Here is a 12,885-nt window from a genome sequence, read left to right on the forward strand (position 1 = left end):
GGGCATCCACGTTCTACACTTCGGCGGATGCAAAGACGTGGATGGCCGGGACAAGCCCGGCCATGACGAAGAGAGCGATGTCTTGATGATGCGCGGGTCAAGCCCGCGCATGACAGCCTGAATTACCCGCCGATGCGGACGTCTTCCAGCAGGGACGACGACACCTGCGGCACCTGCTCGCCGTCGGAGGCGCGGGAGACGGAGATGCGGGTCTTGTTGAAGGCGCTGGCTGCGCCGGACTGCGAATTCAAATTGTTGAGCAGCTCGGTCACCAGCACGCTGTACTGGCCCTTGCCGTCATCGGCGACCTTGCCCGGGGTCGCCGAGGTCAGGATCAGCGCGTTCTCCGGCGCCGAGATCGGGGCGAGGCCATGGGAGTAGGAACGGAAGCGGCGCTCATAGGGGTTACGGCGGGAGGCGTCGACGACGACGAGCTTGGCCTTGGCGCCCTTTTCGGTCATCGCGTCCAGCACCTGTTCGATCGAGACGCCGTCGCGGCGGACGTCAGCTTCCTTCCAGATCGCGGCATCGACCGGAATCATGAAGCTCTCGCGGCCTACCTGCACGCCATAACCGCCGAAGAACAGCATCGCCACGGTGTCCTGCTTGATCTTGGCCTTGAGCCGGACGATGGCGCGGGCCATGTCGTCCTTGGTGGCGTCCTCGACCACGTCGACGTCAAAACCCTTGGCGCGCAAGGCGGCGGTGAGGCCGCGGGCATCGTTGATGGGCTGGGCGAGCGGGGCTGAGGCATCCGGGTAATGGCCGTTGCCGATCACGAGCGCAACCCGGCTGGCAGACGTGCCGATCGAGCCGGTCTGTTCGGTTCCGATCGCCTTGGCGGCGTCGAGCGAGCGCTTGTTCAACGCCGCATGGGCGCCGATAGCCAGCGACACCAGGCCGACAAACGCAACGGCAATGGTGAGGCTGCGGCGGGAGATGCGGAGCTGACCGAGGTTCATCGCGTTACCATCCCAAGTTTGTCCAAAGGCACCAAGCAAGACCGGCGCCAGTTAGTCGCGTGAGGACCGTTCAGGTTTGAAGGGGTTGCCGGGTGTGTGCCGTCCAATTGCGCTCAATTTGCGGCACCGCAACAGGCGGGCTTTTAGCCTGCTGGGCCCTCCCGAACAACCTCATTTGGTGCATGGAGCCAATTGCCGTCGACTATGGCGGAGTGTTAGTTCCCGTTAAGTGACCTACATCACATTTGTGTTTTTCGTCGATTTATATAGTTTTCAAGGGCTTGCGGGCCCGATCCGGCCGGCGGTGGCCGCCTTAAGTAATATGCCATGCTTAATGGGGCCCTTCCTTCACCGTTCCGGCGGAAAGAAATTGCATGGGCTTCCACACCATCGCCGGCGCCGCATTTCGGGCGCTGACCGCGCGGAAAGACGGCCCCTCGCTGTACGACGTCTGCGATCCCGTGCTGCTGAAATACCGCGACGGCGACCCCCATCTCGGCAAGTTCTATCGGACGGCGCTCGGCAATCCGGCGCTGCGGCCGCTGTTGCGGCGGACCGGGCTGCCCGCGCTGCGGGACGAGAAGCGGCTTGGCGCCCTGCAGGAGGCGCTGCGGCAGGCGCGCGACGAGGCCGAGCCGGACTGGGCCGCGGTCGGCGCCCCGATCGCCGAGCTGATGGCCGATATCGGAGTGCGCCACCCCTCCCCGCAGCCGGTGGCGGCCGCTGGCCGGGCGCCCGACGGAAGCGAGATCGACCGGGTGATCCGCCGCTGCGGCGCGCATCTGCTGGGCTCGTTCGCCAAAAACGGCTTCATCCCGACCTATGCGGCATTCAACCTGATCGGCGACCCCGACATGGGCGGGCGCGAGATGCTGATGGCGCTGACCGGGCTGAACTCGCGCGGCTACAAGAACTCGACGCTGCTGTTCAGCCTGGCGCGGATCTTCATCGCGCATTCACCGGCCCGCGCCCTGATCAACCCGCCGTGGACGGGGATCGCCGAGCCGATGTGGGAGCCGATGCAGATCCGCCACCGCTCGGCCTATTACGACGCCTTCTTCACCGAGGCGCTGCTGAGCTATGTCGAGACCGGCCTGGCCTCATCAGATGAGGCTGCGGCGTCGCGGCGCGCGATTTCGGAGATGGTCGATTTCTGCCTGAAGACCTCGGCCGAGCAAGTGGCCTCGCATGACGGCTCGACGGTGCGTGTGGTCACCGCGCTGGCGCCGCTGCCGCATCCGCGCTTCTCGCGCTTCTTCGCTCAGATCAAGCAGGATTTGGGCTTCGGCATCTACGTGCCGGACTGCGACACCACCGCCTGCTCGTTCTCGGCGGCGACCCAGGCTGGCTCCGCCGATCCGATCCTCGACCAGCCGCTGCTGGATTTCTACCGCGGTTATCAGGTGCGCGAGGGCGCCAACGAGCCGCGCGTCACCGTGCCCTTGAACGACAATATCGATTACGAGGGCGGCGTCGTCACCTGGATCGACAATCTCGCGGGCGACCGGCCCTACGGCAACGACCTCGATCCGACCCTCAATCTCGACATTCTCGAAGTCTCGTTCCGGAATCTAAAGCGCTGGAAGATTCTGGTGACGCCGCAGCGACTGGAGACGGTGCATCGCATCCTGGGCTTCCAGCGGCGGCTGGTGGAAAGCGGCGCCTTCGCCAATCCGCGCTCGCACATCTATTATCTGCCGGAACTCTACTCCGCCTATTTCGGCCGCTGCCATGCCGCGTTCATGGCGTTGCCTGAAGCCGCGCGACAGGCGATCGATCCGGACGGCACCTTCGAAGTTATCCGCGGACGCGTGCTGGCCTATGTCGAGGGGGAATTGATCGCGCGCGAGATGAACGTGTTCGACGCCGCGCTGGCGCTGATGGCGCTGGCGCATCTCGGCGCCGACGTCTCGACCTTCGCGCCGGCGCTGAATTGTATTACGGCCCATTTCGGCGAAGGCGGCAGGCACGGGCCCTACAAGGCCTATGAGTGGAACAAGATGAAGACGCCGACGCGGATCCTGGTCGGCGGCCCCGAGGTGACGTCGGCGTTTGTATTGATGGGCTTGGCGCTGGCGCGAAGAAAGTTGGCGAGTAGCGAATAGCGAGTGGCGAGTAGCTTTCCATTCGCCATTCGCTACTCGCCATTCGCTCCTTCAATGACGGGAAGTTGAAAGCGATGCGACGCTGCGGCTCTGGCAAGACGGCCCCATTGTCCGCACTATCCGCATCATTACGCTGCTGGGACCGTCGATGAATTTACGGAAATTGCTGTTCGCCGTTTTGCTGCTGTCTTTCCCCGCCATGGCGCAGGCGGCCGACATCACCGGCGTCCCGAAAATCCGCGAAGGCGATCAGCTCCAGATCGGCACCCACCGCATTCGCCTGGGTGGCATCGACGCGCCGGCGGTCGATCAGCTCTGCCTCAACACCAAGGGCGAGCGCTGGACCTGCGGCGCGGCTGCGCGCGACGAACTGATCAAACGCTTCGGCGGCAAGAGCTGGACCTGTCATACCAGGCCCGTCACCGACCGCCGCGGCCGCACGGTGGCGCGCTGCGATGCCGACGGCGAGGACATCCAGAAATGGCTGGTGTCGAACGGCTGGGCGCTGGCGCTGACGCGCATCTCGCGGGACTACGAGGCCGACGAGAAGGCCGCGCGCGAGGCCAAGGCCGGGATGTGGCAGGGCGCGTTCATCGCGCCATGGGACTGGCGCATCCGCAACAAGAAGACCGCCGTTCTCGGCGCCATCAAGCCGCCGGAGAACGCCAAGGCGATCCTGCTGGCATCGGCATCCGGATCGGTCGCGCCCTCGCCCGATTGCACCATCAAGGGCAACGTCAACCGCTCTGGCGAATGCATCTATCATCAACCGACGAGCCGCTGGTATGCGAAGATCGAGATGAAGATCTCAAAGGGCACCCGCTGGTTCTGCTCGGTCGAGGAGGCCGAAGCGGCTGGCTGTAGAGAGACGCGGCGCTAGATCTTTTCTTAACCTCGCCCCGCTTGCGGGGAGAGGTCGGATCGCCCTTCGCGATCCGGGGTACCGGTCCATCCATCGGCATCAGAATTTGCGGAGAGAGCCCCTTACCCCGACCCTCTCCCCGCGAAGAGCGGGGAGAGGGAGAAGCAGCTACGGTGACTAATTCTCAATCGGATCGACGATTGCCGCGGCGCAAGCGCGGCGGGTTGCGGCGCGCCCTTACGCTCACGTTCGTCATCCTCGGCGGCTACGGCCTGCTCGCCTATCTGGTGCTGCCGGGGTTCTGGACGCATTACGAGCATCAGCGCGGGCTTGCCGAGATGCCGATGGTGACGCGCACCGCGCAGGGTATTCCCGGCGATCCCATGAATGTCGGGCTGATCGGCGACATCGGCGACGTGGTCTGTGCGATGCACGCGGCCGGCTGGTATCCGGCCGACCGGATCACGCTGAAATCCTCGATCGAGATCGTCGGCAGCGTGCTGCTGGACCGTCCCTACAAGGACGCGCCGGTGAGCAATCTCTATTATCTCGGCCGCCGCGAGGATCTCGCCTATGAAAAGCCGATCGGGACCAGTGCCGACCAGCGCAACCATGTGCGCTATTGGAAGGTGCTGGAGAGCGGCGCGGAGAAGCGGCCGGTCTGGCTTGGGGCTGCGACGCAGGATCGCGGCGTCGGCGTCAGCAAATACACCGCTGAAGTCACGCACCACATCGGCCCCGATCTCGACGCCGAGCGCGCGCTGCTTGCAGCCGATCTGGAAAACGCCGGCATGGTCGAGGCGAAATATCAGGTCACCGGCATCGGGCCGACGATTGCGGGCCATAATGGCGGCGGCGACCTCTATTACACCGACGGCGAAATCTGGGTGCTGCGGCTGGTCGAAGCCTGCAAGAAGCGCGAGGGGCCTGCGGTGACGATCCCGAGCCCGCCGGCGACCGAATTGAAGGACCAGATCTGGCGCGCCATCGCCAATGCGGTGGGGAAATAGCCCGCGCTGTCACGGTCAGGGGCGGAGCAATGAGTGCAATCAACTCTTTTTGCGGCTCTGGATTGCTGCAGTGCGCTCGCAATGGCGGCGTCAATCGCCTATTGTGACGCCGAGCTTTGAATCTCCTGCCGACAAGGAAAACCAACAAATGACCGTTCGCGCGGGCCGGGAATTTCTGGCCATCCCGGGACCCACCACCATGCCCGACGAGGTGCTGCAGGCGATGCATCGCCCGGCGCTCGATATCTATTCCGAACAGATGCTGGAACTGACCGACAGCCTGCTCGCCGACCTGTCGAAACTGTTCGCCACCAAGGGCCAATCCTACATCTACATCGCCAACGGCCATGGCGCCTGGGAAGCAACGCTTTCCAACGTGCTGTCGCGCGGCGACAAGCTGCTGGTGCTGGAAAGCGGACGCTTTGCGATCGGCTGGGGCCAGGCCGCCGCCGCCATGGGCGCCGAAGTCGAGGTACTGAAAGGCGACTGGCGCCGGGCGATCCGTCCTGCCGAAGTCGAGGCGCGGCTCCGGCAAGACAAGGATCACACCATCAAGGCGATCGTCGCGGTGCAGGTCGATACCGCCTCGGGCGCCTATAACGACGTCGAAGCCATCGGCAAGGCGATCAAATCGACCGGGCATCCGGCGCTGTTCATGGTCGACACGGTCGCTTCGCTCGGCTGCATGCCGTTCGAGATGGACAAATGGGGCATCGATGTCGCGATGTCCGGCTCACAGAAGGGCCTGATGACGCCGCCGGGCCTGGGCTTCGTCGCCGCCAACGAGCGCGCCCGCGAAGTACACAGACGCGCCAACCTGCGCACGCCCTATTGGGACTGGACCGAACGTGAAGGAGCTGAGCACTACCGCAAATATGCCGGCACCGCGCCGGTGCATTTGCTGTTCGCGCTGCGCAAGGCGATCGATATGCTGCATGCCGAGGGGCTGGAGAACGCGCATCTGCGCCACCGGCTACTCGCCGAAGCGGTGCGCCGCGCGGTCGCCGTCTGGAGCGAGGGTCAGGTGATCGGCTTCAACATCGCGGAAGCCAATGAGCGCTCCAACACGGTGACGACGGTGACGATGAACGGCTTCGATCCGGCCGCGCTGCAGCGCTACTGCAAGGAAAAATGCGGCGTGGTGCTCGGCACCGGCATCGGTGATTTGTCCGGCCAGGCTTTTCGCATCGCCCATATGGGCCATGTGAATGCGCCGATGATCTTGGGCACGCTCGGCGTCGTCGAGGTCGGCCTCAACGCGCTCAATATTCCCCACGGCAAGGGCGGAACCGAAGCCGCGATCGAATATCTCGGCGAGAACGTCGGGGCGTAAGCTCGACTATCGCCGGCTCGCGTACCGCTAGCGGTCGTCCCTGCGAAAGCAAGGGACCCATACCGCGTGATCCATCGATGAAGCGCCATGGCTGACGCTTTGCGTTGGCCAGCTAGCGCTCTGAGTTCTTGGGGCAGAGCCGTCTCCCGCTGTGCCACTTTCGCGGACAGCGGCGTCCGCAGGGACGACAAAGTCGTTAGTTCGTTTCCGAACTCAACTCCCTTTCCCATCCCGTTTTTGTCCGTATACTGGCATACCAAGCCGGGCGCTGATCCGTGCACGAACAAGAGTGGGAGTGAGGCGATTGGCGTCCGTTGATTTGCGCGGCCTGACCAAGCGATTTGGCTCGCTTGCGGTGGTCGATAACGTCTCATTGAAAATCGACCATGGACAACTGGTCTGCCTGCTTGGGCCCTCCGGCTGCGGCAAGACCACCACACTGCGGCTGATCGCCGGTTTCCTGGAACCCTCCGACGGCGAGATCCATGTCGGCGACCGGCTGGTGTCGTCGAAGGCGCGCACGCTGCCGCCCGAGCAGCGCAACATGTCGATGATTTTTCAGAGCTACGCGCTGTGGCCGCACATGACGGTGACGGAAAACATCGTCTACGGCCTGCGCCTGCGCAAGCTCGACCGCGATACGATTGCAAAGAAGCTCGCGGCGATCCTTGCTACCACCAAGCTCGAAGCGCTGGCGCAGCGCTATCCCGGCGAACTCTCCGGCGGACAGCAGCAGCGCGTGGCGCTGGCACGCGCGCTGATCGTCGAACCGCAGACGCTGCTGCTCGACGAGCCGCTCTCCAACCTCGATGCCAATTTGCGCGAGGAGATGCGGTTCGAAATCCGCCGCCTGCATGATGAATATCGCTACACCACCGTCTATGTTACCCATGACCAGTCCGAGGCCATGACCACGGCCGACCTGATCGCGGTCATGAATGGCGGGCGGATCGACCAGCTCGGCACACCCGAAGACATCTATGCCCGCCCGGAATCCGAATTCGTCGCCCGCTTCATCGGCGCCAGCAACGTCATCAAGGGCACCGCGCGCGATGCCAACCATGTTGCCTTTGCGGACGCGACGCTGAAGGTGGTCGGCGCACCGCTCACGGCTGGTGAGGGCGCCGTGGTCGCGATCCGCCAGCACGACATCGGGCTATCGACGCAGACGCCGGCTTCGCCTGAAAATGCGATCAAGGCGGTCGTCACGCGCCAGGTCTATCTCGGCGCTGCGCGCGACTACATGGTCGAGGTGGCCGACGGCACCAGTTTGCGCGCCACCACGCCGACCGAAACCAATGTGCCAAAGGGCAGCGAGGTCTGGCTGACACTGCCACCCGAGCGCTGCCGGGCGCTCAGCCGATAAACAAGAAACGACGGAAGGACGCGATGAACGGACGAAAACTTTCGCGGCGCGACATCCTGCAAGGCTCAGTGGCGCTGGCGGCCGGAACCGTGTTCGCCTCTCCCGTTCGCGCGCAGGCGCCGGAACCGGTCGCGATCACGCCGGCGCTGGTCGAGGCCGCGAAGAAGGAAGGCAAGCTGATCTTCTATTCATCGATGGACCTGCCGGTCGGTGAAAAACTCGGCAAGGCGTTCGAGGCCGCCTATCCCGGCATCACCATTCAGATCGAGCGTTCCGGCTCCGAGCGGTTGTTCCAGCGGATCGACCAGGAATTTGCCAGCAACATTCGCGCCGCCGACATCGTCAACTCCTCCGACGCCTCGCACTTCATCGTCTGGAAGAAGAACGGCTGGCTGATGCCGTTCGTGCCCGAGGACGTCGCCAAGCATTTTCCGGAAAGCTATCGCGACCCCGACGGCATGTTCACGACCTCGCGCGTCTGGCTGTCGTCGATTGCCTATAACACCAACCTGGTCAAGCCCGAGGATGCGCCGAAGAGCTTTGCCGACCTGCTCGATCCCAAATGGGCGGGCAAGATGGTGAAGGGGCATCCCGCCTATAGCGGCACCATCATGACCGCGACGTTCCAGACGGTGCGCGAGCTCGGCTGGGAGTACATGGAAAAGCTCGCAAAACAGCGCGTGATGCAGGTCCAGTCATCGACCGACCCGCCGAAAAAGCTGTCGCTCGGCGAGCGCGCGGTGATGGCCGACGGCAACGAATACGGCATCGTGCTGTTGAAGGAAGCCGGACAGCCGGTCGAACCGGTCTACCCGACCGAAGGCACGCCGACGATTTCCGGACCAACCGGCATCTTCAAGACCGCCCAGCATCCCAATGCCGCAAAACTGTTCCAGGCCTGGCTGCATACCCGCGAGACGCAGCAGTTCTTCATCGACTTCACCGCGCAGTATTCGGTGCACGCGCAGGTGCAATCGAAGCCGGGGCGACGGAAGATTTCGGACATCAAGCTGATGAAGGAAGATGCGGAGGGCGTGGAGAAGATGACCGAAGAGATCAAGACGCGCTATGCGCGGCTGTTCAGGGTTTGAGGATGGTGTTCGCCACACATACCGCTGTCATTCCGGGATGGTCCGAAGGACCAGACCTCAGATGCGCACTGCGCATCGGGGAATCTCGAGATTCCGGGTTCGATGCTTTGCATCGCCCCGGAATGACGGAGAGAAAATTCGCATGACGGCAATCATCACCACCGCCGACACCCCAAAATCCCGCATCGACCTCACCCGCCCGGTCCTGTGGCTGTTTGCCGCCTTCATGATCGTGCTGATCGTGCTGCCACTATCGTGGCTGGCGGTGTTCGCGTTCACCGACAAGGCGCGGCATCCGACGCTGCAGAATTTCGTCACGCTGTTCACCGACCCGGCGTTCCTCGATCCCCTGCTGACGACTGCGATCATCGCCACCACCTCGGCGGTGGTCTGCTGCCTTGTCGCCGCTCCGATCGGCTGGCTGGTGTCGCGCACCGATATGCCGGGGCGGCAGATCATCCGCGCGCTGGTGACGGCGTCCTTTGTCACGCCGCCCTTCCTCGGCGCGGTCGCCTGGGAATTGCTGGCGGCGCCCAACAGCGGACTGCTGAACCAGCTCTATCGCTATCTCACCGACGCAGAGGATCCGCTGTTCGACATCTATTCGCTGACCGGGCTGATCTTCGTGATCTCCTGCTACACGTTTCCGTTTGTGTTCGTGCTGGTCGCCAATGCGCTCGACAACATGCCGGGCGAGCTGGAAGACGCCTCCGCCATTCTCGGCGGCAAGGCCTGGACCACCGCGCGGCGCGTCACGATACCCTTAGCGCTGCCCGCGCTGGTCGCCGGCGCGCTGATCGCATTCCTGCAGGCGATGACGCTATTCGGATCGCCTGCGATCCTGGCGCTGCCGGCCGGCTTCCACACCATGACGACGAAAATCTGGAGCCTGTTCCAGTATCCGCCAAAACTCGAACTCGCCGCCGCCGCCGCCGTGCCGCTGTTGCTGCTCACGATATTGCTGCTGCAGGGCCAAAAATTCCTGCTCGGCCGCCGCGGCTTTTCCGTGGTCGGCGGCAAATATGGCGCGCCGCGTCCGATCGAGATGAGGGGATGGCGCTGGGCGGCGCTGGTGTTCTGCCTCATCGTGCTGCTCAATCCGGTGTTCCTGCCCTATTTCGCGCTGCTCAACGCGGCGTTTTCGCCGAACGCCACCACGCTGGTGACGCCGTCGACGGCGACGCTGCACAACATCGTGTTCGTCTTCACCGAACTGTCGTCGACCCAGCTCGCACTCAAGAACACCGTGATCCTGGGCGCATCGACGGCGACCATCGGCACGATCCTGGCGCTCGTCGTTGCCTATGTCACGACGCGCCGCGTGATCGCGAGCCACCGCGTGCTCGGCTTTCTCGCGACCGCACCGGTTGCTGTGCCCGGCATCGTGCTCGGCGTCGGGCTGTTCCTGAGCTACACGCGCCCGCCCTTCGTGCTGTACGGCACGCTGTGGATCCTGCTGCTGGCATTCCTCACCATCAATTTACCGTCGGCCTACCAGCAATTGCAGGCGGCGTTCGCGACGATTCATCCCGAGCTGGAAGACGCCAGTCGCATCCTCGGCGCGACGCGGCTGCAGGCGTTGCGCCAGATCACCGCACCCTTGCTGCGCACCGGCGTGATCGCGACCTGGTGCTTCATCTTCATCGGCGTGATGCGCGAACTGTCGGCTGCGATCGTGCTGTTCACCTCGCAGACCAAGGTGCTGTCGGTTTTGATCTACGACCTCAACGAAAGCGGTGACCTCGCGGCGATTTCGGTGCTGGGTATCGCGATGCTGGTGATTACGTTCGCGGTGGTGCTCGCGGTGAACCGGATCCCGGTGTTCGGCGGCGGCGCCGCCGCGAGGTTAAGGAATAGTTGAACCGTAGGGTGGGCAAAGCGCAGCGTGCCCACCATTCGGCGATAGATGGTGGGCACGCTTCGCGCTTTGCCCACCCTACAGGTCAGCACATCTGGTAATCCGCCCCATTCGCCCCGATATAAGGCACGATCACTGAACCCAATGAGGACCGCGTGACCCAAGCCGCCGCCAAAAAGCCTGTCCTGTCGCCGCCGATCGCGCCGCGCCGCCCGCATTCCTTCACCACGCACGGCATCACGGTGACGGATGATTACGCATGGCTGAAGGACGCCAGATGGCAGGAAGTGCTGCGCGATCCCTCGATCCTGGACCCGGATATCCGAAAGTATCTGGAAGCCGAGAACGACTACACCGAAAGCCTGCTCGGCCATACCGCGCCGCTACAGAAGAAGCTGGTGGCGGAAATGCGCGGGCGGATCAAGGAAGACGATTCCAGCGTGCCGGCGGCGGATGGTCCGTTTGCCTATTTGCGGAAATTCCGCGAGGGCGGGCAGCATGAGTTGTTCGGCCGCACACCGCGCGACGGCGGCGACGTGCAAATCGTGCTCGATGGCGACGCGCTGGCCGCCAACCAGGAATACTTCAAGTTCGGCGGCGCACGGCATTCGCCGGATCACAAACTGCAGGCATGGAGCGCCGACACCAAGGGCTCGGAGTATTTCTCGATCCGGGTGCGCGACTGGCAGACAGGGACCGATCGCGACGACCTCGTCGAAGAGACCGATGGCGGCATCGTCTGGAGCAAGGATTGCAACAGCTTCTTTTACGTCAAGCTCGACGACAACCATCGACCGATGCAGGTCTGGCGCCACCGGCTCGGCACCAAACAGGTAGACGACACGCTGGTCTATGAAGAAAAAGACTCCGGCTGGTTCACCCATCTGCATGAGAGCTCTTCCGGGCGCTTCTGCGTGATCGCCGGCGGCGACCACGAAACATCAGAGCAACGGCTGATCGACCTCGAACATCCCGAAGCGCCGCCGCGGCTTGTCGCGACGCGCGAGGAAGGCGTGCAATATTCGCTCGCCGACCGCGGCGACGAGCTGTTCATTCTCACCAACGCGGATGGCGCGATCGACTTCAAGGTCGTCACCGCACCCCTCGCCGCGCCCGAACGCGCCAACTGGCAAGATCTCATTCCGTATCGGGAAGGCGTCTATGTGCTGGATGTCGAGCTCTATGCCAATCACATGGTGCGTCTGGAGCGCGCCAACGCGCTGCCCGCGATCATCATTCGTGATCTCACGAGCGGCGAAGAGCACGCCATCGCCTTCGACGAGGCCGCCTATTCGCTCGACACCATGGGCGGCTACGAGTTCGAAACCACGAATTTGCGATTCTCCTACTCGTCGATGACGACGCCGGCGGAAGTCTATGACTACGACATGGCGACGCGGGCACGGGTGTTGCGCAAGCGGCAGGAGATTCCGTCCGGCCACAACCCGGCCGACTACGTCACCACGCGCATCATGGCCACGTCGCATGACGGCGCGCTGGTGCCGGTCTCGATCCTGCACCGCAGGGACCTGGTGCGCGACGGCAAAGCGCCGCTGCTGCTCTACGGCTACGGCTCCTACGGCATGGCGATGCCGGCGTCCTTTGCCGCCAACCGGCTGTCGCTGGTCGATCGCGGCTTTGTCTACGCCATCGCACATATCAGAGGGGGCGCCGACAAGGGCTGGGGCTGGTATCTCGACGGCAAGCGCGAGAAGAAAACGAACTCGTTCGATGATTTCGCGGCGGCCGGACGCGCGCTGATCGAGGCGAAGTACAGCAGCGCAAAACGCATCGTCGGCCATGGCGGCAGCGCCGGCGGCATGCTGATGGGTGCGGTCGCCAACCGCTCAGGCGAACTGTTCGCCGGCATCGTCGCCGAGGTGCCGTTCGTCGATGTGCTCAACACAATGCTCGACGACACGCTGCCGCTGACGCCGCCGGAATGGCCGGAATGGGGCAACCCGATCGAAAGCGAAAAGGATTTTCGCACCATTTTGTCGTACTCGCCCTACGACAACCTCGCCGCCAAGGACTACCCGGCGATCCTCGCGATGGGCGGACTGACCGATCCGCGCGTCACCTATTGGGAGCCCGCGAAATGGATCGCGCGGCTGCGCGCGACCATGAGCGGCGGCGGCCCGGTATTGCTGCGCACCAACATGGGCGCCGGCCACGGCGGCGCGTCGGGGCGGTTCAACCGGCTGGATGAAGTGGCGATCGCGTATGCGTTCGCGCTGTGGGCGGTGGGGCTGGCGGAGAAGGGTGGGGTTTAGTTGCTCCCTCACCCGGCGCTACGCG

At 63.9% G+C, this 12,885-nt stretch carries 9 protein-coding genes; 8 read left to right on the forward strand and 1 reads right to left on the reverse strand.

Going from position 1 to position 12,885, the window contains the following annotated elements:
* Positions 1-122: 122 nt before the first annotated feature.
* Positions 123-962, reverse strand: a complete 840-nt coding sequence (locus V1288_RS09625; RefSeq protein ID WP_334356809.1) for a caspase family protein — start codon at positions 960-962, stop codon at positions 123-125.
* 374 nt (positions 963-1,336) lie between these two features.
* On the opposite strand from V1288_RS09625, the gene V1288_RS09630 reads away from it, so the two are divergent.
* The 8 genes from V1288_RS09630 to V1288_RS09665 all read left to right on the forward strand — a co-directional run bounded on the left by V1288_RS09630 (position 1,337) and on the right by V1288_RS09665 (position 12,860).
* Positions 1,337-3,067 carry a hypothetical protein gene (locus V1288_RS09630; protein ID WP_334356810.1) on the forward strand — a complete coding sequence of 577 codons (1,731 nt, stop codon included), beginning with the start codon at positions 1,337-1,339 and terminating at the stop codon, positions 3,065-3,067.
* A gap of 148 nt (positions 3,068-3,215) precedes the next feature.
* Positions 3,216-3,947, forward strand: coding sequence for a thermonuclease family protein (locus V1288_RS09635; RefSeq protein ID WP_334356811.1), 732 nt, complete (start codon positions 3,216-3,218; stop codon positions 3,945-3,947).
* Between the two features lie 155 nt (positions 3,948-4,102).
* Positions 4,103-4,939 carry an LssY C-terminal domain-containing protein gene (locus V1288_RS09640; protein ID WP_334356812.1) on the forward strand — a complete coding sequence of 279 codons (837 nt, stop codon included), beginning with the start codon at positions 4,103-4,105 and terminating at the stop codon, positions 4,937-4,939.
* Between the two features lie 148 nt (positions 4,940-5,087).
* Entirely contained in the window at positions 5,088-6,272 is a 1,185-nt protein-coding gene (locus tag V1288_RS09645) for a pyridoxal-phosphate-dependent aminotransferase family protein (protein WP_334356813.1), read from the forward strand.
* Between the two features lie 295 nt (positions 6,273-6,567).
* Positions 6,568-7,638 (forward strand): ABC transporter ATP-binding protein, encoded by a 1,071-nt coding sequence (locus V1288_RS09650; protein ID WP_334356814.1) that lies wholly within the window; start codon positions 6,568-6,570, stop codon positions 7,636-7,638.
* Positions 7,639-7,661: 23 nt separating this feature from the next.
* The gene (locus V1288_RS09655; RefSeq protein WP_334356815.1) at positions 7,662-8,729 is read left to right on the forward strand and encodes an ABC transporter substrate-binding protein; all 1,068 of its coding nucleotides are present in this window, start codon (positions 7,662-7,664) and stop codon (positions 8,727-8,729) included.
* Positions 8,730-8,871: 142 nt separating this feature from the next.
* Complete coding sequence (locus tag V1288_RS09660) at positions 8,872-10,590, forward strand: ABC transporter permease (RefSeq protein ID WP_334356816.1); 1,719 nt, start codon at positions 8,872-8,874, stop codon at positions 10,588-10,590.
* 152 nt (positions 10,591-10,742) lie between these two features.
* On the forward strand, positions 10,743-12,860 hold the full coding sequence (locus V1288_RS09665) for a S9 family peptidase (RefSeq protein ID WP_334356817.1): 2,118 nt from the start codon (positions 10,743-10,745) through the stop codon (positions 12,858-12,860).
* Positions 12,861-12,885 lie beyond the last annotated feature (25 nt).

The sequence above is a fragment of the Bradyrhizobium sp. AZCC 2176 genome (assembly GCF_036924645.1).
In the GTDB taxonomy this organism is placed as follows: Bacteria; Pseudomonadota; Alphaproteobacteria; order Rhizobiales; family Xanthobacteraceae; genus Bradyrhizobium.

Excerpts from the sequence above, each read along its gene's own strand:
- V1288_RS09635 (WP_334356811.1), top strand. The coding sequence starts at position 3,216 with ATGAATTTACGGAAATTGCTGTTCGCCGTTTTGCTGCTGTCTTTCCCC.
- V1288_RS09625 (WP_334356809.1), bottom strand. The coding sequence starts at position 962 with ATGAACCTCGGTCAGCTCCGCATCTCCCGCCGCAGCCTCACCATTGCC.
- V1288_RS09660 (WP_334356816.1), top strand. The coding sequence starts at position 8,872 with ATGACGGCAATCATCACCACCGCCGACACCCCAAAATCCCGCATCGAC.
- V1288_RS09645 (WP_334356813.1), top strand. The coding sequence starts at position 5,088 with ATGACCGTTCGCGCGGGCCGGGAATTTCTGGCCATCCCGGGACCCACC.
- V1288_RS09655 (WP_334356815.1), top strand. The coding sequence starts at position 7,662 with ATGAACGGACGAAAACTTTCGCGGCGCGACATCCTGCAAGGCTCAGTG.
- V1288_RS09630 (WP_334356810.1), top strand. The coding sequence starts at position 1,337 with ATGGGCTTCCACACCATCGCCGGCGCCGCATTTCGGGCGCTGACCGCG.